General features: G+C 50.3%; 17 protein-coding genes. 8 read left to right on the top strand and 9 right to left on the bottom strand.

From position 1 onward, the window contains the following. Positions 1-285: 285 nt before the first annotated feature. The 3 genes from pgsA to uvrY all read right to left on the bottom strand — a co-directional run bounded on the left by pgsA (position 286) and on the right by uvrY (position 3409). A complete protein-coding gene (gene pgsA, locus EA58_RS06830) occupies positions 286-843 on the bottom strand; it encodes a CDP-diacylglycerol--glycerol-3-phosphate 3-phosphatidyltransferase (protein ID WP_036750687.1) in 558 nt (185 codons plus the stop codon). A gap of 86 nt (positions 844-929) precedes the next feature. Then, positions 930-2765: an excinuclease ABC subunit UvrC gene (gene uvrC / locus EA58_RS06835; protein ID WP_081819579.1), complete on the bottom strand. Its 1836-nt coding sequence runs from the start codon at positions 2763-2765 to the stop codon at positions 930-932. Then, entirely contained in the window at positions 2765-3409 is a 645-nt protein-coding gene (uvrY, locus tag EA58_RS06840) for a UvrY/SirA/GacA family response regulator transcription factor (RefSeq protein ID WP_036750689.1), read from the bottom strand. The genes uvrC and uvrY overlap by 1 nt, the downstream gene beginning before the upstream one ends. A 915-nt stretch (positions 3410-4324) precedes the next feature. Here uvrY and xdhA point away from each other — a divergent pair. Genes xdhA through guaD form a run of 4 tightly spaced genes read left to right on the top strand, consistent with a single transcriptional unit; the run spans position 4325 to position 10479 of the window. Then, on the top strand, positions 4325-5773 hold the full coding sequence (xdhA, locus tag EA58_RS06845; RefSeq protein WP_036750694.1) for a xanthine dehydrogenase small subunit: 1449 nt from the start codon (positions 4325-4327) through the stop codon (positions 5771-5773). Beyond that, positions 5766-8186, top strand: a complete 2421-nt coding sequence (xdhB, locus tag EA58_RS06850; protein WP_036750695.1) for a xanthine dehydrogenase molybdopterin binding subunit — start codon at positions 5766-5768, stop codon at positions 8184-8186. The genes xdhA and xdhB overlap by 8 nt, the downstream gene beginning before the upstream one ends. A gap of 58 nt (positions 8187-8244) precedes the next feature. Next, entirely contained in the window at positions 8245-9105 is an 861-nt protein-coding gene (xdhC, locus tag EA58_RS06855) for a xanthine dehydrogenase accessory protein XdhC (RefSeq protein ID WP_036750806.1), read from the top strand. Between the two features lie 24 nt (positions 9106-9129). Beyond that, the gene (guaD, locus tag EA58_RS06860) at positions 9130-10479 is read left to right on the top strand and encodes a guanine deaminase (protein ID WP_036750697.1); all 1350 of its coding nucleotides are present in this window, start codon (positions 9130-9132) and stop codon (positions 10477-10479) included. A gap of 100 nt (positions 10480-10579) precedes the next feature. Here guaD and hmpA read toward each other — a convergent pair whose 3' ends face one another. Continuing rightward, a complete protein-coding gene (hmpA, locus tag EA58_RS06865) occupies positions 10580-11752 on the bottom strand; it encodes an NO-inducible flavohemoprotein (RefSeq protein ID WP_036750698.1) in 1173 nt (390 codons plus the stop codon). 114 nt (positions 11753-11866) lie between these two features. Between hmpA and nsrR the strand changes: the two genes are divergently transcribed. Beyond that, entirely contained in the window at positions 11867-12310 is a 444-nt protein-coding gene (nsrR, locus tag EA58_RS06870; RefSeq protein WP_036750699.1) for a nitric oxide-sensing transcriptional repressor NsrR, read from the top strand. Positions 12311-12345: 35 nt separating this feature from the next. Here nsrR and EA58_RS06875 read toward each other — a convergent pair whose 3' ends face one another. The 5 genes from EA58_RS06875 to puuE form a co-directional block, all read right to left on the bottom strand. Then, positions 12346-13443, bottom strand: a complete 1098-nt coding sequence (locus tag EA58_RS06875) for a type I restriction endonuclease (RefSeq protein WP_036750700.1) — start codon at positions 13441-13443, stop codon at positions 12346-12348. A 340-nt stretch (positions 13444-13783) separates the two neighbouring features. Then, positions 13784-15037, bottom strand: coding sequence for a urate hydroxylase PuuD (locus EA58_RS06880; protein WP_036750702.1), 1254 nt, complete (start codon positions 15035-15037; stop codon positions 13784-13786). 46 nt (positions 15038-15083) lie between these two features. Beyond that, a complete protein-coding gene (locus tag EA58_RS06885) occupies positions 15084-15629 on the bottom strand; it encodes an ureidoglycolate lyase (RefSeq protein ID WP_036750704.1) in 546 nt (181 codons plus the stop codon). 20 nt (positions 15630-15649) lie between these two features. Continuing rightward, positions 15650-16165 (bottom strand): 2-oxo-4-hydroxy-4-carboxy-5-ureidoimidazoline decarboxylase, encoded by a 516-nt coding sequence (gene uraD, locus EA58_RS06890; RefSeq protein ID WP_036750809.1) that lies wholly within the window; start codon positions 16163-16165, stop codon positions 15650-15652. A gap of 2 nt (positions 16166-16167) precedes the next feature. Beyond that, a complete protein-coding gene (gene puuE / locus EA58_RS06895; protein ID WP_036750705.1) occupies positions 16168-17091 on the bottom strand; it encodes an allantoinase PuuE in 924 nt (307 codons plus the stop codon). Between the two features lie 393 nt (positions 17092-17484). On the opposite strand from puuE, the gene uraH reads away from it, so the two are divergent. From uraH to EA58_RS06910, 3 genes are all read left to right on the top strand, one after another. Beyond that, on the top strand, positions 17485-17838 hold the full coding sequence (gene uraH, locus EA58_RS06900) for a hydroxyisourate hydrolase (RefSeq protein WP_036750706.1): 354 nt from the start codon (positions 17485-17487) through the stop codon (positions 17836-17838). Between the two features lie 275 nt (positions 17839-18113). Continuing rightward, a complete protein-coding gene (locus EA58_RS06905) occupies positions 18114-19460 on the top strand; it encodes an NCS2 family permease (RefSeq protein WP_036750707.1) in 1347 nt (448 codons plus the stop codon). Positions 19461-19641: 181 nt separating this feature from the next. Further along, entirely contained in the window at positions 19642-21039 is a 1398-nt protein-coding gene (locus EA58_RS06910; RefSeq protein ID WP_036750708.1) for a nucleobase:cation symporter-2 family protein, read from the top strand. Positions 21040-21124: the final 85 nt, after the last annotated feature.

Here is a 21124-nt window from a genome sequence, read left to right on the forward strand (position 1 = left end):
GCGCTTGCTTTACTGCGCAAGACAGCATGATTAATGCCCTTCTACTGACAGCGCCAATCGCCGGCAGTACCTACGGATCGTCAACATGCAATCAGCCTGAATTCATGGTGACGGATGTGTCTCAGATATGTTGCCCCCTGAGATTGCGCGAAAAATAACATACTGGGCTTTTCATTGCCAAGCAGAATTTATGATTGATTAAAAAAATTCATTCTCATCTTACATTTTCAAACAAAACAAAAGCGGCCTTGGCCGCTTTTGTGTCAAACCCAGGTGATTGTTCTGTCACATATTGTCAGGATGGAGCAAATCACCTTTTGCTGCTTTTAAATACAAGTACATCGACCAGTAAGTCAAAATTGTCGCAATGTAGAGCGCAACAAAGCCGATTGTTTCAAGGAATGGATTAGGATGCCAGAGCAGCATCACCAGTGCGAACATCTGCGCAGCGGTTTTCACCTTACCGACCCAGGACACAGAGATACTTGAACGTTTACCCAGTTCAGCCATCCATTCCCGCAATGCTGAAATGATGATTTCTCGTCCAATCATGGTCATTGCCGGAATCGACACCCAGACGGAGTGGTAATTTTCTGTCACCAGCACTAAAGCCGTTGCAACCATCACCTTATCTGCAACCGGGTCAATAAATGCACCGAATCGAGACGTCTGGTTCAGTTTGCGGGCCAGATAACCGTCAAACCAATCGGTAACCCCTGCAATCGTGAAGATCAGAGCTGTCGCAAACGGTGACCATTCGTAAGGCAGGTAAAAGGTAATCACGAAAAATGGGATGAGCACCAGCCGGACAAAGCTCAGGATATTTGGAATTGTTAAGCGCATATTGTTTGTTCTTATGTTATCGGAATCAGTCTGATTGCCACGGACAGCCTTCTCGCCGGCAAACAGATGCTTAGGGTGCCGCAAAGCTAGCCATGTTGCAATGCGTCATAAATTTTTTCCGCCAGAGATCGGCTAATACCCGGCACTTTTTCGATTTCTTCCCTGCTTGCGCGTTTCAGCTCCTGCAATCCCCCCATGTATTTCAGCAATGCCTGACGACGCTTCGGCCCAATCCCCTCGATATCTTCAAGCGTACTGCGTTTACGCACTTTTCCCCGCTGTGCTCTGTGGCCACTGATTGCATGATCATGGCTCTCATCACGAATGTGCTGAATCAGGTGCAAGGCAGGTGAATCACTGGGTAACGAAAATTCCTCTCCCGTCACCAGCAACAGTGTTTCCAGCCCCGGCTTCCGCGTGGTTCCCTTAGCAACACCGACCAGTAATGGACGTTTTGGCCAGTCACCGGTGAGCGGACTAACCACATCATGCGCCCGGGACAACTGCCCTTTCCCACCGTCAATGAAAATAATATCGGGGATCTTCTCCGGATCCAGTTGTTTGCCGTAACGGCGATTCAGTGCCTGCCCCATGGCTGCATAATCATCCCCGCCGGTAATTCCCGTGATATTGAATCGCCGGTATTCTTGCCTGAGCGGCCCTTCCTGATTGAACACCACACAGGAAGCCACTGTTTTTTCGCCCATGGTATGGCTAATGTCAAAGCATTCCATCCGGGAAAGTGAATCCAGTCCCAAGGTTTCTCGAAGTTCCGTGACACGCTGATGCACTGTCATCTTGTGATTGAGCTGGCTGGTTAACGCGGTCAGTGCATTGGTCTGAGCCAGTTTCAGATAACGGGCACGATAACTTCTGACTTGTGAACGCAGTTCGACCTTGCGTCCTGCCACTTCAGACAGCGCAGCAGATAAACTGGCCTGTTCATCCCCTAAAGATTCACCCAGTAAGATGACAGACGGAATCACCCGCCCTTCCGCTTGATTGAAATAGTACTGACTGATGAAACTGGTGATGACTTCGGTCATATCCGTATCCGTCGGCATACGGGGGAAATAACTCCGGCTGCCCAGTACCTTGCCCTGCCGGATGAACAACGCATGAATACAGGCAATCCCTTTATCCTGGGCAATCCCAATCACATCCAGATCATCTTCGTTGTCCTGACTGACAAACTGCTGCTCCTGTACACGGCGCAGCGCCTGAATCTGATCCCGGTATCGCGCTGCTTTTTCAAACGCCAATTGCGAACTTGCCACTTCCATTTTATCGACCAGTGTATTAATCACCTGACGATCTTTCCCTTGCAGAAACAGTCGCACAAAATTCACCTGCTCCGTGTATTCTTCATCACTGACGAGTCCTTTCACACAAGGGCCAAGGCAACGTCCGATCTGGTACATCAGGCAGGGACGACTCCGGTTGGCATAGACCGAATCTTCACACTGGCGTATCGGGAAAACTTTCTGAAGCAAATGGAGGCTTTGGCGAACAGCGCCTGAATCCGGATAAGGGCCGAAATATTCACCCTTGCGTTTTTTCGCCCCGCGATGAACAGACAATCTGGGATGATGTTGTCCGCTCAGGAAAATATAGGGATACGATTTATCGTCACGCAGCAAAACATTGTACTTGGGCAAATACTGCTTGATGTAGTTGTGCTCAAGGAGCAGGGCTTCGGTTTCGGTGTGCGTCACCGTGACGTCAATCTTGCAAATATTACGAACCAGTGCGCGCGTTTTTTCACTGGAAACCTGTATACGGAAATAACTCGACAGTCGTTTCTTCAGGTCTTTTGCTTTCCCCACATAAATGACTTCCCCAACCTGATCGTACATCCGATATACGCCAGGTTGGTGAGTCACTGATTTCAGGAAACTTTTTGCATCAAAAGTGTCGGACACTACAACGTCTCTGTGTCTAGCATTCCATGACGAATTGCGAGATGGGTCAGTTCAACATCACCACTGATATCCAGCTTGTTAAACAACCGATAGCGGTAACTGTTGACTGTTTTCGGGCTCAGATTCAGCTGTTCTGAAATTTCAGTCACTTTCTGACCCTTGGTAATCATCATCATGATTTGTAACTCACGCTCAGACAAATCTTTAAAGGGATTTTCTGAGTTTGAAGCAAACTGACTCAAAGCCATTTGCTGTGCAATTTCCGGCGAAATATAACGCTGACCGCTATTCACCGTGCGAATAGCATTCACCATCTCATCGGCTCCTGCGCCTTTCGTCAGATATCCACACGCGCCGGCCTGCATCACTTTCGTCGGGAATGGATTTTCAGTATGGACAGTCAGGACAATAATCTTCACATCCGGATTGAAACGAAGAATCTTGCGTGTCGCTTCCAGTCCACCAATGCCAGGCATGTTCATATCCATCAGGATAATGTCGGCATGTTCATTTCGACACCATTTGACGGCGTCTTCACCACTGATGGCTTCCCCTACCACTTTAATACCACGGACATCTTCCAGAAGACGTCGGATCCCTGTGCGAACCAGTTCGTGATCATCTACAAGGAATACATTAATCAAGCTGTATCTCCAATTATGATTTGGCTCTGCACCCTGCCGGAATTGGCGGGATAACTTTCGCTGATAGTACCCAATTTTGCCTGAACTTGGAATCTCCCGACAGACTGTTTATGTGTTTGAGTACAAGATTTACTCAACGCCATCGGCCACATTCATCGAAGGAAACTTCCGCTTTTAACCTGTTAAGTCAAAAATTTACCGGGACTGTTACATATGAAGCAGTGCAGAATATTATTCAGTATTACCAAGCTGTTATAATCCACAAAATAAAAAAATGCCACTCCCATATTCATTCATTCTATTTATCATTGATGCCTGAATGATCCATGCTCAAGCAATCGGAATACGCCATGCTGTTACACCATGGCATGAAGCCACCACACCATATGACATCAAGAGCACACAATTCCCCTCACTGATGCTTAGAGGGGATTATTTATCATTGCCACCTCTAAACTTCAGTTTAGCTCAGCCACTTTGCCGCAAGACGCTTCACTCGTAAAAAAGGGTTTCAGATCACAGAGTCTCGACTTGATTTGAAACCTCAGCAAATAAATCAGAAAAGCCATTAAAAATCAAAAATTTAAAAACAAAGCTCGGGTTTTTCATCACACCAGCGGCACAACATTTTTCACCAACAACGACTAATATTTATAGAGATTCTGACTGTTTTATTGATAACGACAATATCAAAACATCATGATGCTATCGCTATGACAACATTTAGAAACAAATTAAATACATCACAAAGTGGGCAACCGTTTAAAAAGCAATCAATTCATTGATTAAAAAGGATTAATTAATTTTTCAAGAGAAACCAAATCATCACAAGGCGTTAACACAAAAGTTGACTAACGAGTCAAGTATATCCAGAATTGACTTATAGGTCAGTTCATGAGCCTGTGAGGAGGTCACTTGATTACGTTTTTGTTAAACCAAGACGTTCGGGAAGAAGAACATCTCTCCCCGAACATGACGGTACTGAATTACCTGCGTACCCATGTTCAAAAAACAGGCACCAAGGAAGGTTGCGGCTCTGGGGATTGCGGTGCCTGCACCGTTGTGCTGGGCGAACTTGTTGACGGTAAGCTGCAATATCGCTCTGTCAATTCCTGCCTGACTTTCGTCTCTTCTTTACACGGTAAGCAATTGATTACCGTGGAAGATCTGCAATCTTCAGACAAGCAGCTTCACCCGGTTCAGCAAGCCATGGTTGAGTACCACGGTTCCCAGTGTGGCTACTGTACGCCGGGCTTCATTATGTCGATGTTTGCGCTGAGCAAAAACAAGCCGGCTGCCGACAAAGAAGATGTGATGGAAGCGCTGGCCGGCAACCTGTGCCGCTGTACCGGCTACCGCCCGATTGTGGATGCAGCGCTTTCTCTCAGTCAGGAAACCCAACTGATGGACCAGTTCGCAGCACTGGAACAACAAACCCTTGAGAAGCTGTCGAAGATCAGCCTGTCGAACGCCACGCTGAAACATGAAGGCCAGTATGGATTTTCCCCTACATCCAGCGATGAGCTGGCAAACCTGCTGCTGACGCATCCGGATGCACGCATGGTTGCCGGGGGAACGGATTTGGCATTAGAAGTGACTCAGTTCCATCGCCCCATCCACAAGCTGATCAATGTCGGTCAGATCAGTGACATGAAAATACTGGCAGAAACTGAAAGCAGCATTGAGATTGGGGCCAACCTGCCCATTTCCGACTGCTACGCCACACTGAAAAAGTACTATCCGGATTTTGGGGAACTGCTGCATCGCTTTGCTTCGTTACAGGTTCGGAATCAGGGCACGCTGGGCGGCAATATTGCCAACGCGTCACCGATTGGTGACAGCCCGCCGCTGCTGATCGCACTCAATGCACAAATTGTCCTGCGTTGTGGCAATGAGCGTCGCACACTGCCTCTGGAAGATTACTTCATCAGCTATAAAGTCACGGCGCAGCAACCTTCCGAGTTTATCGAGAAGATCATCGTGCCTAAGCCGGTGATTGGCAGCGAGTTCCGCGCTTACAAACTGTCGAAACGTCTGGATGATGACATTTCTGCGGTCTGTGGTGCCTTTACGCTGTCACTGAGTGACGACGGCAAAGTTGCAGACGCACGCATCGCCTTTGGCGGGATGGCCGCAGTGCCAAAACGTGCATCCAACTGTGAAGCTGCATTAATCGGTCAGTCATGGAATCTCAGCACTGTCAAAGCCGCGATGGCTGCGCTACGCGATGACTTCGAACCGCTGTCAGATTTCCGGGCCAGTCAGGAATATCGTGCATTAACGGCAGCCAATCTGCTGCACCGTTTCTACCTCGAACAACAGTCCAACGGCCAAATTGAAACAAGGGTAACTGCTTATGTCTAATCATCACCATACCCCATTGAGTCACGATGAAATGGTGGCGAAATTCGCGCAGGATCTCACGTCAGGCGTTGGGAAAAGCGTGAAGCATGACAGCGCCACCAAACAAGTTACCGGTGAAGCCGTCTACATTGATGACCGGCTGGAATTTCCGAACCAGCTGCATGTCTACGCGCGCACCAGTACTTACGCTCACGCGAAAATTACCAAACTGGATGTCAGCCCGTGCTATGCCTTTGAAGGCGTCGCCATTGCCATCACCAGTAAAGATGTCCCGGGACAACTGGACATCGGTGCCGTACTGCCGGGCGATCCACTGCTGGCTGATGATGTGGTTGAGTTCTACGGTCAGCCCGTGATCGCAGTGGCTGCAAATGACATGGAAACCGCACGTAAAGCGGCACAAGCCGCCATCATCGAATACGAGCCACTGGAAGCCGTCCTTGATGTAGAAGAAGCGCTGGCGAAAAAACACTTTGTTTCAGACAGCCACCAGCACAAACGGGGGGATTCCGAAAGTGCACTGGCAACAGCCAGGCACACGCTGGAAGGCGACCTGCACATTGGGGGTCAGGAGCATTTCTATCTGGAAACTCAGGTCAGCTCCGTCATGCCCACAGAAGATGGCGGTATGATCGTCTACACCTCGACCCAGAACCCGACCGAAGTTCAAAAGCTGGTCGCAGAAGTGCTGGGTGTGCCGATGCACAAAGTCGTGATTGACATGCGTCGCATGGGGGGCGGCTTCGGTGGTAAAGAAACACAGGCCGCGGGCCCTGCATGTCTGGCGGCAGTCATCGCTCACCTGACCGGCCGTCCGACCAAAATGCGTCTGCCACGCATGGAAGACATGACCATGACGGGAAAACGTCATCCGTTTTACAACCAGTACAAGGTCGGTTTTGACGATAACGGCCGTATTCACGGCATTGATATCACCGTGTCAGGAAACTGTGGTTACTCCCCTGACCTGTCGAATTCGATTGTCGACCGGGCCATGTTCCACTCCGACAACGCCTACTATCTGGGCGATGCCACCGTCACCGGTCACCGTTGCAAGACCCATATTGCATCGAACACCGCATACCGTGGCTTCGGCGGTCCTCAGGGCATGATGACCATTGAACACATCATGGACGAAATCGCCCAGTATCTGGGTAAAGATCCGCTGGATGTCCGAAAAGAAAACTACTACGGCCATGAAGACCGCAATGTCACCCACTACTACCAGACCGTGGAAGATAACTTCATTCACGAAATCACGGATCAACTGGAAGCCAGCAGTGACTATCAGGCACGCCGGAAAGCCATCACCGAGTTCAACAAAACCAGTCCGGTCCTGAAAAAAGGTCTGGCACTGACCCCGGTGAAATTCGGGATTTCCTTTACTGCAACCTTCCTGAATCAGGCCGGTGCACTGATCCACATCTACACCGACGGCAGTATTCACCTGAACCACGGGGGGACTGAAATGGGTCAGGGCCTGAACACCAAAGTGGCTCAGGTGGTTGCAGAAGTCTTTCAGGTCGATATCGACCGGATTCAGATCACGGCGACCAACACCGACAAAGTGCCGAATACATCGCCAACGGCTGCGTCGTCCGGTGCTGACCTGAACGGGAAAGCGGCTCAGAATGCGGCCTTGACCATCAAACAGCGTCTGATCGACTTCGCATGCAGCCACTTTAAAGTCACCCCGGAAGATGTGGTCTTTAAAAACGGTCTGGTCCAGATCCGTGAAGAATTGCTGAGCTTTGAAGAACTCATTCAGCAGGCTTACTTCAATCAGGTTTCTCTGTCGAGCACCGGTTTCTACCGCACACCGAAGATTTACTACGATCACGAGAAAGCCCGTGGCCGTCCGTTCTACTACTACGCCTATGGCGCAGCCTGTGCCGAAGTGGTCCTGGATACGCTGACCGGAGAATACAAAATCCTGCGTGCAGACATCCTGCACGATGTGGGTGCCTCGCTGAACCCGGCCATCGATATTGGTCAGGTTGAAGGCGGCTTCATTCAGGGGGTGGGCTGGCTGACCACAGAAGAGCTGGTCTGGAACGAGCAGGGTCGCCTGATGACCAACGGTCCGGCGAGCTACAAAATCCCGGCGATTGCGGATATGCCAATCGATTTCCGCACCAAACTGCTGGAAAACCGCAGCAATCCGGAAGATACCGTCTTCAACTCAAAAGCTGTGGGTGAACCGCCGTTCATGCTGAGCATGTCTGTCTGGAGTGCCATCAAAGATGCCATCCGTTCTGTTGCAGAGCCTGGCACTTTAGTGAAGTTAGACACACCCGCAACACCAGAGCGCGTTCTCTGGGCTATTAATGAAGTGCAGCCATCGCTGTCTCAACCCTTCCTGAGCCGCAGGAAACAGGAAGAGGAAACTACGGCTCCTGAACAAGCCCAGTAAAACCGCCGGGAAATCGTAAATGGCGGGTCTATTTGGCCCGCCAGATGAGGAAAGCGCAATGTTTAAAGACAACTGGATTCATGCCCTGGCTGAACTGGATCAGCGTGGTGAGCCTTGTGTGATGGTCACGGTGCTGGCCGACCGTGGTTCTGTTCCCCGTGATGCCGGCACAAAAATGCTGGTCACCCGGAATGAAATTATTGCCACCATTGGTGGGGGTCATCTGGAGCACAAAGCCATCAAGCTGGCTCGGGGAATGCTGCTCACCGGAGACAGACATCCCCGCGTCGAGCATTTCAATCTGGGTGCCCGACTGGGCCAGTGTTGCGGCGGCATGGCGACACTCAGCTTAGAACCCATTGGTCAGCAACAGCATCATCTGGTGCTTTTGGGGGCGGGCCACGTTGCCAAAGCCTTAATCCATATTGTCAGTACATTGCCTTTCCGCGTGACCTGGATTGATCAGCGAGACAGTGAGTTCCCTGCCGAACTGCCCCTTGGCGTGACCAAACTGGTCTCGGATGATCCGGTCGGTGAAATCCGTGATATGCCAAACCACAGTTATTACCTGGTGATGACCCATAACCATCAGCTTGATTTTGAGCTGGCAAGGGAAATCCTCAACAGAAATGACATCGCATACTTTGGCATGATTGGGTCGCTGACCAAAAGGAAGAAGTTTGATTATCGACTGTCTCAGCGCGGTTACGACGATGAAACCATTCATCGTATGGTTTGCCCGATCGGCATTGATGCCGTTCAAGGCAAACACCCGGCGGAAATTGCCGTGTCGGTTGCCGGAGAGCTGATCGCCCACTATCAGGGCGTGCCGGTTGCCGACAAGCGCGGTGCCGGTGAACACGACGCTGCAGCTACAGCTACAGCGTCTGATGACAGTGTCGATCCTCAAGTCGCCTGACAGCGGTACATGAAGGAAATATAAATGACAACACAACGCACAGCTTATCGCTCAGCGATTTTACACAGCATTGACGACCCGTATGAAGTGGGCCTCGAAAACAGCTTTGAATTTTTTGAAGACGGCATTCTGGTTGTCGAAAACGGCCACATCATCGATCTGGGTCCTGCTGAAGCAGTTCTGGCCCGACAACCTGATTCGCTTCATGTGACTGAGTATCAGCACAAACTGATCACGGCCGGATTTATTGATACCCATATCCACTACCCGCAAACCGGGATGATTGCGTCTTATGGTGAACAGTTACTCGACTGGCTGGAAAACTACACGTTTCCGGAAGAACTCAAGTTCAAGAACCCGGTTTATGCCCGTCAGGTCGCCAACATTTTCCTGAATGAACTGGCCAGCAACGGGACCACAACGGCACTGGTTTTCGGCACCGTTCATCGAGAATCTGTCGACGTTTTCTTTGAAGAAGCCCAGAAACGAAACCTGCGGATGATCGCCGGGAAAGTGCTGATGGACCGCAACGCACCAGATTACCTGACCGATACCCCTGAGTCGGGCTATCAGGACTCCAAAGCCCTGATCGAAAAATGGCACAAGAAAGACCGTCTGCTTTACGCAGTCACCCCCCGTTTTGCGCCAACCTGCACAGATGAACAGCTGGCAACGGTCGGCAAACTGCTGGAAGAATACCCGGATGTGTACATGCATACACATCTGTCTGAGAACAAGAAAGAAATTGAGTGGGTTCTGGCGCTGTTCCCGGATCGTGAGACCTATCTGGATGTTTACGACCATTACAAGCTGCTGAAAGAACGCGCAGTCTTCGCGCACGGCGTCCACCTGACCGACTGTGAATGTCAGCGTCTTGCGGAATCCGGCTCAGCGATTTCGTTCTGCCCGACATCAAATCTGTTCCTTGGCTCGGGTTTATTTAACCTGCCAAAAATGGAACACCACGGTGTTCGGGTTGGGATGGGAACGGATGTCGGTGCCGGCACCAGCTTCTCGCTGCTGCAAACCATGAGCGAAGGCTACAAAGTACTGCAATTACAGCAGCAGAAACTACACCCGTTCAAGTCGCTGTATCTGGCGACGCTGGGCGGTGCGAGAGCCCTGTATCTGGACGATAAGATCGGCAACCTTGAGCCAGGCAAAGAAGCGGATTTTGTGGTGTTGGATCTGCATGCGACCCCGCTCATGTCCTTCCGGATGCAACAGGCGAAAACTTTGGAAGAACAACTCTTTGTGCTGATGAGCCTGGGCGATGACCGGACAGTCAGCAAAACCTTCATCTACGGCGAAAAAGCCTATGATGCCGAAGAGACAACCGAACCAGCAATGGTAACCAAGAAAAAAGCGAGCTAAAACTCGCGTCTCCACAATATGCGTCTATCCTTGCCCGCCCTCGGTATTCACGTTTGTTATACCGCCGAGGACGGGCGTTTTTTTATTACGTTTTTAACTGTTACAGCACTTTATGCGGCCCGAAACATTCATAGTGCATCTGAGACTCAGGTACGCCTTTCTCCTGCAACTGTTTGGCAATGTGCTGCATGAATGGCACCGGCCCGCAGAAATAGAACATGGTGTTCTGCCAGTCGATTTGATCAGCTAACTGACTGAGATCCATCAATCCTTCAAAATCAGCAGATTTCCCTTGTGGTTCGCGGTACCACACATGACTGGTGACTTGCTCAGATGTCTCCGCAATGTGCTGAACATGCGCACCCAGCGCATGCTGAAGATGATTTTCTGCCGCATGTAACCAGTGCACAGGGGCCTGATGGCTCTCCTGAATACTCTCCAGCATCGCCAGCATGGGCGTCAGGCCCACACCCGCCGAGATCAGTGCGACCGGCTGAAAAGCTTCAGAACGGAAATAAAAATCACCCGATGGTGCTGCAAGCCGCACTTTATCGCCCACTTGTAAGTGCTGGTGTAAATAATTAGAAACAGTTCCTTGCTCTTCCCGCTTCACAGAAATGCGATAGGTCTGCGCATTGGGCGTTGCCGACAGGCTGTACTGACGGATCTCCTGATTTTCAAAACAGTCAGGCTTTAAGTAGATCCCAACGTACTGGCCGGGTTGATATGCCGCGACCGGCTGGTCGTCGGTCGGCATGAAGACGAAGCTGGTGATCACGTCGCTCTCGCGACTTTTGGCCACCAGCTCGAACTCCCGGGTCCCCCGCCAGCCGCCGGTTTTAGATTCACTTTCCTGATAAATCGCTTCTTCACGGTCAATAAAGACGTTCGCCAGCACACCGTAAGCCTCCGCCCAGGCATCCAGTACGGCCTGACCCGGAGAGAACATTTCGTCAATTGTGCCCAGCAAATGCTCACCAACAATCGCGTATTGTTCAGCTGTAATGTTGAAACTGGCATGTTTCTGCGCAATTTTTTCAACCACAGGCAGCAGCACTTCCAGGTTGTCGATATTCGCAGCATAGCCATAAACCGCATTGAACAGTGCTTCGCGCTGGCGGCCGCTGTCCTGATGCGTCAGGTTAAAAATATCCTTCAACTGAGGGTGATGACGAAACATCCGCTCATAAAAATGAACCGTGAGTTTCGGGCCGGTTTCGGCCAGCAGTGGTGCGGTAGATTTCACGATATCAATGGTGTTCTGACTGAGCATAACGGCTTCCTTTAAAACATGTATCTATAATGCATGTTTTAAAGTTGTATCTGAAATATATCTTTTAGTCAATGAAGGAATTACACTAAGCACTTCTCCACAAGAGGATAATCCGTGCAACTGACCAACTTTACCGACTATGCCCTTCGTGCCTTGATCCTGCTTGGCGCCTTGCCAGACGGGGAACTGACCAGTATCACCCATGTGAGTGACACCTTCGGCGTGTCAAAAAATCATATGGTGAAAATCATCAATAAACTGGGGCAGTTGGGTTATGTGAAAACAGTTCGCGGGAAAAACGGGGGGATCCGTCTGGCAAAACCTGCCGGAACGATCGTCATCGGTCAGGTTGTTCGTGATTTAGAGCCACTGCAAGTGGTGAACTGCGCACCGGAGTTCTGTCACATCACCCCAGCCTGCCGTCTGAAAAACCATCTCGCCAAAGCCAAAGAAGCGTTTCTGGCCCAGCTCGATGAATGCACCATTGCGGATATGCTGGCAGACAACGATGCGTTGCTGATTTTGCTGACGCGGCCGCTGGATGAAACAGCCCCATGATTCAAATCCAATGGGGCACAAAAGCGGTTATCTGACTAGGAAACAGATGGTTCAGGCTGCATATATCGCTCTGCAACTGAAAGCAATAGATCTGTATGATTGAAAAGATCATCCACACAATCAATCGGATAGCGCGTTTCTTTTTTATCTTCGCCGATGACACCCAGATACTTCTGTTTTGCATTAAAGTGTAACCGACAGAGTGGTTTACGATTATTGTCATCCAGAAGCACGCCAAAATAACTCTGTGTATCGCGTGAATGAATTCGGGAAACATCCAGCTTTTGGCGAAGAATGGCTTTCACAACATTAAATCCTTCAATTTCCTCTTCTGTCGTGACAATTTTAGAATCACCTTCTTTTTCGACTTCTTCATCATTCAATAAAGAAACTGATTCAACCTGAGACACTTTTGACTCAGAACCCATCGCAGATTGTAAACGCGCATTAATGCTGTCATTTAAAAACTGCTTCAACGCTTTTTGCGTTAAATCCATAAACTGGGCTTTTACTTTCGGCGTCTGAACCCCTTCATAAACTTTAGAAGTGAAGAATTTCACAAAGTCTTCTTCTGGATGGTTAAACTGATCACCTAAAACTTTCTTAATCTGGCTGGTGTATTTCAACTCCCCTGCGGCATCCACCACAGAATCAACGTCAAAAGAAGTTTTTGTGAGTTTCTTAACCTCAGGCACTAAATGCTCATCCAGATTTTCAAGATCTAAGGTCAGGAAAGGCTTTTCATCCATCTTGTTGGGTGCATCCAAATCAGTAAAGAACTGATATTTCACACCATTGGTTAAAATGGCAATTCTGGCATTTGTCACTGAGAAATAACGAAAAAGCTGACCTGCATGTTTCGTCGATAATTCGTCACCAAACTTTTTACATTCAATCAGAATCTGCACCTCACCATCTTTCATCAGTGCATAATCAACTTTCTCGCCTTTTTTCGTTGCCGTATCTGCAGTAAATTCTGGAATCACTTCTTGCGGGTTAAAAACATCGTAGCCCAAGACTGAATGTAAAAAAGGCATCACAAGTGCCGTTTTTGTCGCCTCTTCTGTTGCAAGCGTCCCAGCAAACTGCTCAACCTTTTTCGCTAACGTTTGCAATCTTTCGATGAAATCCATGCTCAACTCCTTTTTTAATGCTTCGTTCGAAACATAGTGCCTTTGCACAAGAGCACATAGAAAAGAGGTTCGAAAAGTGATCCTGCTATCAAAATATTCCCTGAAATCAATGCCTATTGATTGTCCATCTTTCAATTAGACCGAAGTGCATTTTTCATGGGCGTTTTTCATAAACAAAAAAAGCCCCGATACAAGACGTATGGGGCTGGTCACATATTATGGATTGATATGTAAAGGAGATTATTACCTTGCCTATCCGGCACTGCAGATTAGTCGACTGCAGCACCGGATATTTCAGGACTAACGGACGATAACGCAGGGATTTTCACCCCACAGGGCGCTAGAGTTGCGCGCCCTGTTTTACCCAGGCGCCGATGAGTTTACGCTCGTCATCAGTCATCTGAGTCAGGTTACCCAGCGGCATGACTTTCGTCTGAACCGCCTGAGCAACAATACGTGGTGCATTGACTTTAATTTCTTCCGGTGTATCCAGAATCACCCCGGCAGGCGCGGTTTTAAACGCTGCATGAGTCGGGTGTGCAGAATGACACACCGAACAACGCTCCTGAATGACATCATTGACCTGAGCGAAAGTCACTCCATTGCGATTTGGTTTTGCTGCTGTGGTCTGACCCGCTTCACCCTGATCAGTCGGCGACTCAACGTGCGCAGCAGGCGCAGATGTCTCACCCATTCTGCTGGCGTAAGGCGAGGTCACAAATGCCAGCGCCACCATGCCCAATGCTGCCAGCGGCAATGTCCACGCAAACTTCTGCCCCCCATGACGGGTGTTGAAGTAATGGCGAACCAGAATACTGAATACCGCCAGACCTGCCAAAATCAGCCAGTTGTATTCCGAACCATAGGTACTCGGGAAGTGGTTACTGATCATGATGAAGAGGACGGGCAGCGTCAGGTAGTTATTGTGACGCGAGCGCAGCAAACCTTTTGCCGGCAACACCGGATCCGGTTCTCGGTTTTCTTCGATGGCTTTCACCAGACCACGCTGCGCCGGCATGATGACGAAGAACACGTTCCCGACCATGATGGTCCCGATGATGGCACCGACGTGAATATAAGCACCCCGGCCACTGAAGACCTGGCTCAGACCATACGCTGCACCGACCAGACCAAAGAACAAAATAATAGACAACAAGACCGGTGTTTTACCCAGCGGTGAATCACACAGCAGGTGATAGATGATCCAGCCTGCAGCCAGTGCCCCCACGCCCAGCGCAACGGAAGCCGTTGAGCTTAGACCAGAACCCGGTGCAACCAGATAAATATCAGCATTGAGGTAATACACCACAGCCAGTAACAGAACGCCGGTGATCCAAGTGAAATAAGCTTCCCACTTAAACCAGTGCAGATTATCCGGCATGCTGGGTGGCGCCAGCTTGTATTTTTCCAGATGGTAAATCCCGCCGCCGTGAATGGCCCAGAGATCACCGGACAGGCCGGTTTTCGGGTTCACTCGGTTCAGGTTGTTTTCCAGCCAGATAAAGTAGAAAGAGGCACCAATCCATGCGATACCTACAATCATGTGAATCCAGCGAATTACCAGATTCAGCCATTCCGTCATATGTGGATCCATAACGAACTCCTGTTATGTTATGCGTTCTTTGATTGCCTCTGGCTTATCAAAGTACGACGGTTGATGCTTCCTGCTCCAAACTGCTCAGTGATAATTCGATACGGACATCGTCAGAGAAGTGCACTTCATCGCAGTTATTGCCGGGACCGGCACGGTCAACCACCAGAAACTGGTCGTTTTCGTGCAGCGCCAGCACCGGGTGGTGCCAGACCCCTTTTCCATAATTCACGCCCTGACGTCCATGACTGTAAAACGCCTTAAGCTGAGCGGGGTCGGGTGTATCCCCTTTCGGGGCCACCAGGATCAGGTACGGATGACCCAGTAAAGGAATGAAAGCCTGAGAACCCAGCGGATGCCGCTCCATCATGGTTATCCGCAGCGGATAATTCAGGGGCTGGGCTTCAAAGATACTGATGATTGCTGCGCCACCTTCATCCGCGACATCCACATTCGCCATGGCATGGTACCGTCGGGTCGAGCCATTGTTGATCATAAAGTATTCGCTGACTTCTTTATCAATAACATCACCGAAAGGGGCAAATGCTTCACGCGTGAGCGGCTCAATCGTCAGTTGTCTTACTGCTGTACTCATCCTTTCCATTCCTGTTCGGGTTACATAGTCTGCAAACGGAACAAAGCGATCTTATTGATCTCTTTGAGCGCCTGATGAAACTCAACGTCAATCTCATTGCCTAATCGCGCCTCGAACGATTCAAGGATTTGGTAACGATTGGCCCCTTTCACTGCCATGATGAAGGGAAACTGAAATCGTGCTTTGTAGCTGTCGTTGTAACGATTGAATTTTTCGAATTCTTCCGGGGAACACTGATCGATGCCTGCGCCCGCCTGTTCCGCAGTTGATGCTGCGGTCAGTTCACCATTTACCGCAGCGCGTCCGGCCAAATCCGGGTGCGCATTGATCAGTGCCAGTTGTGCTTCATGACTGGCTGATAACAAAGTATCGGCCATCCGCGCGTGTAATGTGGCAATCTCATCATCTGCCTCACTGATACCGCTGTCATACACTTTTTCCGCCACCCAAGGGCTGTGCTCATACACATCGGCAAAGTGAGCGACAAACTCATCCCGGGTCATCTGGCTCGGTTGGCAGGACGTAAAACGTGCCATCATTAAAACTCCTTCATCTTTGGGTGCGGGTGATGCTCGTGCCAGTGCTTGGCAATATCTACTCGGCGACACAGCCAGACTTTATCGTGCTGTCTGACGTATTCCAGAAAGCGGCGCAATGCGGCAATCCGTCCCGGACGGCCAATCAAACGGCAATGCAAACCCACGGACATCATCTTGGGTGCGGTTTCACCTTCTTCATACAGGGTGTCAAAGGTATCTTTTAAATAGTTGAAGAACTGATCCCCGGCGTTAAAGCCCTGAACGGTCGCAAAGCGCATGTCATTGACATCCAGGGTATAAGGAATGACCAGCTGAGGTTTCGGGCCGTCTTCATGCCAGTAAGGCAGATCATCATCGTAGGCGTCTGAGTCATACAGAAAGCCGCCTTCTTCCGCGACCAGACGGCGCGTGTTCGGGCCGGTACGGCCGGTATACCAGCCATAAGGACGCTCGCCCGTCAGATCCCGGATGATCTCGATGGCTTTCATCATATGATCACGTTCTTCAGACTCATCCATATTCTGATAATCAATCCAGCGATAACCGTGGCTGCAGATTTCGTGGCCCGCTTCAACAAAGGCTTTCGCCACATCCGGATGACGTTCCAGCGCCATCGCCACCCCAAAGATGGTCAACGGAATATCGTACTGCTTGAACAGACGCAGGATACGCCAGACACCCGCGCGGCTGCCGTATTCATAAATCGATTCCATACTGATATGACGCTGGCCCGGAAATGGCTGTGCAGCAGGAATTTCCGATAAGAATGCTTCCGACTCACTATCGCCATGAAGAATGCAACGTTCTCCACCTTCTTCGTAGTTGAGAACAAAAGAGACAGCGACGCGAGCGTCATTTGGCCAACGAGGGTGCGGTGGGACAGCACCATAGCCGATCAGATTGCGTGGATACTCATTACTCACACATGACTCCTTTTGATCCGAATTGGTCAACCTGATGACCATCTGATAATCAATTTATAACAGTGATTGTATACAATATCCAGATTTTTTGTAAATAAATTGTACCTAACATTTTTTGTGAACAATCAAAAAATGTTAACCCATTGTGACCACAACCTTGCTTTCTTAAATATCAATATCTTATCGAGTTTCCATAGCCGACAAGGGCTTAGCACCCTTAACTATCAGGTTAACATTTCAGTTACACAGCACTTTACTAATCGACAAAGTTGTGTACATAGTTAAATACAATGTGTCGAACTGATATCGGATCACACAGAAGGTATAGAATGTGCCATGCAACAAGGCATTCCGATTCATACAACGAAAGGAGCGCAATGCGCGAGATTATCCATGGGAAAACTGACAACTCACGTGCTTGATACAGCCTCAGGCTTACCCGGTTCAGAAATCAAAGTGTCGCTGTTCCGTCAGGAAGGCACCGATTTTGTGCTGGTAAAAACCACGCACACCAACTCAGACGGCCGGACTGATCAGCCCTTACTGGAAGGTGATGACCTCACTGCCGGTAAATATCAACTGGTCTTTGAGACGGCGCACTACTTCAGACAGCAAGGGGTTGAACTGGCTTCAGTGCCTTTCCTGGATGATGTCGTGATTCGTTTTGGGATTGCCGATGCCAGCAGCCACTATCACGTCCCGTTACTGGTCTCCCCTTACAGCTTCTCCACCTATCGGGGCAGTTGATCCAAAACACAGCAAAGTAGCAACCCTTTTCTCTCGGGCCTGTGGTCAGATACAGGTTCGGGAGTGGCGCAAGAGATTTTGAAGATTGTATACAAAAGTGCAGGCTGAGTAGTAATCACTTCAGAAACCATGCAGTTTTCGGCAGCGAGCAAGCCGGAAGGATTTCAGCAAGTGACGGCCTGGAGATAGAGGGAAAGCCCTGATTCGTCTGCGAAGTTGGATACTCCAATAATAGCCAGCACACTGATGATCAGGCACAAAAAGGAAGCGTCGTCATGAACAATTCGAAAACAGAAACGCTCAGCCGTTCTGAAGCCAGTTCAGCTTCATTGTTAGAGCGCCTGTTTAAACTCAGCGCTCACGGTTCCAGCGTGAGAAATGAGATCGTCGGTGGGATCACAACCTTTGCCACCATGGCTTACATCATTTTCGTCAACCCACAAATCATGTCGGCCTCAGGCATGGATGCTGAAGCGATCTTTGTCGCTACCTGTATTGGTGCTGCGATTGGTACATTGCTGATGGGCCTGTTTGCAAACTGGCCGGTCGGTCTGGCGCCGGGCATGGGCCTGAATGCCTTCTTCGCCTTCACCGTTGTCGGTGAAATGGGCTATAGCTGGCAGGTTGCCCTGGGGGCCGTGTTTATCTCAGGTATTCTGTTTGTCGCGATGAGTTTTTATAAAGTCCGCGAATGGATTATCGAAAGTATTCCCGAAAGCCTGCGGTATTCGATGACTGCGGGGGTTGGCCTGTTTCTGGGACTCATTGGTCTGAAAACCGCTGGCATCGTTGTCGATAATCCCGCCACGCTGGTGAGTCTGGGTGATTTTACTCAGCCACAGGCACTGCTGGCTGCCATCTGCTTTCTGATCATCGCAGTGCTGAGTGAACGCAATATCTTTGGTGCCGTGCTGATCGGGATGTTCAGTGTCACCCTGATAGGCTTCATGCTGGGGCTGGTTCAGTACAACGGTGTCATCGCCATGCCGCCAAGCCTTGCGCCGACCCTGTTTGCCATGGACATCACCGGCGCTCTGAATGTTTCAATGATCAGCGTGATTCTGGCTTTCCTGTTCGTCAACATGTTTGATACCGCAGGGACTCTGATGGGTGTGGCTGAACGTGCCCATCTGCGCAACAAGGAAACCGGCCGCATCGAAGGTCTGAGCAAAGCGCTGAAAGCTGACAGTATCGCCAGTGTCGCCGGTGCCTGTGTCGGCTGCCCGCCAGTCACCAGTTACGTCGAGAGTGCAGCCGGTGTTGCTGCTGGCGGCCGCACGGGCCTGTCTGCCATCGTGATCGGGCTGCTGTTCATTGCTGCGATTTTCTTCTCGCCTCTGGCTGGAATGATCCCGGCCTATGCCACGGCCGGGGCGCTGATTTACGTCGCCTTTGTCATGATGAGCAGTATGCAGCATGTGAAGTGGAACGACTTCACCGACGCCGCACCCGCAGCAATCACCGCGCTGATGATGCCACTGACATTCTCGATCGCCAATGGTATCGCGCTGGGTTTTATCACCTTTACCATACTCAAAGTCGCTACGGGCAGAACCAAAGATGTCTCCATCAGTATGTACATCCTGACCGCGATCTTTGTGGCCAAGCTGGTGTATCTCTGATGAATGGCTGAGGCAACACAACCGCCATTCACACCACCATAAAAATAATGATTCGGTGCACACTTCCTTCTGCCGTGAACGTCAGAAGCGGGTCACTGCACCCTTTAAAAACCAAAAAACGTAAACACGACATTCACCCTACGCAGCCAATTCATCGGATGAATTGTGGAGAAACAACACCATGAAACTTCTCTATACGCTCAACCAGAGACCCCCACACAGCATTACCCTGCTCCTCGCGATTCAGCACATGCTTGCCTCTATTGGTGGCATTGTTGCCGTCCCTTTAATTGTCGGCAGCTCCATCGGGCTGCCCACAGATGAAATTGTCACCCTGATTAATGCTGCCCTGCTTGCTTCGGGTGTGGTCACCATCGCACAGTGTCTCGGCATCGGCCCGGTCGGGATCCGTCTGCCCGTTGTCATGGGTTCCAGCTTTGGTTTCCTGGGTGTAGCCATCAATATCGGAAACACGGGCGGTGTCGGTGCCATCATGGGTGCTGCGCTGGTTGGTTCATTTGTTGTCATCGCCGCCAGCTTCTTCATGGATAAAATTCGCAAGCTGTTCCCGAATGTGGTCAGCGGTGTGGTCGTGACCCTGATTGGCCTGACCATTCTGCCGGTTGCCATGAACTGGGTTGGTGATGCCCCAACCGCCAGCGAACAGTTCGCCACCATGCCAAAACTTTTTCTGGCCTTTATTTCATTAGCCATCGTCATTATCGTCTCCATTTATTGCCGTGGTGCCGTCGCCGCTTCTGCCATTGTCATTGGTCTGGCAGGCGGTTATCTGGTGGCCTTGTCGATGGGAATGGTCGATCTGGAACAAATTGGGCGCGCCGCATGGGTGGGCCGTCCGGCCATCATGGAATACGGCATGAGCTTCAGCCTGTCGGCCATTGTCAGTATGAGTCTGGTTTATATCGTGGTCATTGCAGAAGCAACCGGTGATTTCATGGCACTGGCGAATAACTGTAAAGTGAAACTGTCGGGTGACGACCTGAAACGCGGTCTGCTCGGCGATGGTCTGGGCAGTACTCTGGCGTCATTCCTGACCGCCATGCCGCTGGCCTCGTTCAGCCAGAATGTGGGCATTGTCGGGATCACCGGCGTTGCCAGCCGTTATGTGGTCGCAACCACGGGTGGCCTGCTGATTCTGGGCGGCCTGTTTCCGAAACTGGCGGCTATCGCAGTGACCATTCCAAAACCGGTGCTGGGCGGCGTCGGTTTCATCATGTTCGGCATGATTGCCTACGCTGGAATTCGCATGCTGATCAAAGCCGCAGATACCAAACGCAATGCGCTGGTGATCTGCGTTGGTCTGGCATCGGGTCTCGCTGTCACCATCGAGCCGCGCCTGATCCAGCATCTTCCCCATGATCTGCAAAGCCTGTTCCACTCTGGCATCACCACAGGCACCATCATTACCGTACTCCTGAACCAAATCCTGCCAGAATCTGCGCTGAGTGACAAAATCGAAGAGGACGTGGCAGAGGAAACAAGCCCTACAGACGTACCCGTTCAACACGCAGAGTCCGCAGAAAAGAAGCAAGCCATAGAAACCGCAAAACAATCCTGAACAGAGCGTAAACATCCTAATTTCATCAACCCCGGACCTGGCTGAAACCAGGTCCACCCCATCAGACCTTCTCCTCGGTAACGGC

Origin of the sequence: Photobacterium galatheae (genome assembly GCF_000695255.1) — a bacterium.
GTDB classification, from domain to species: Bacteria; Pseudomonadota; Gammaproteobacteria; order Enterobacterales; family Vibrionaceae; genus Photobacterium; species Photobacterium galatheae.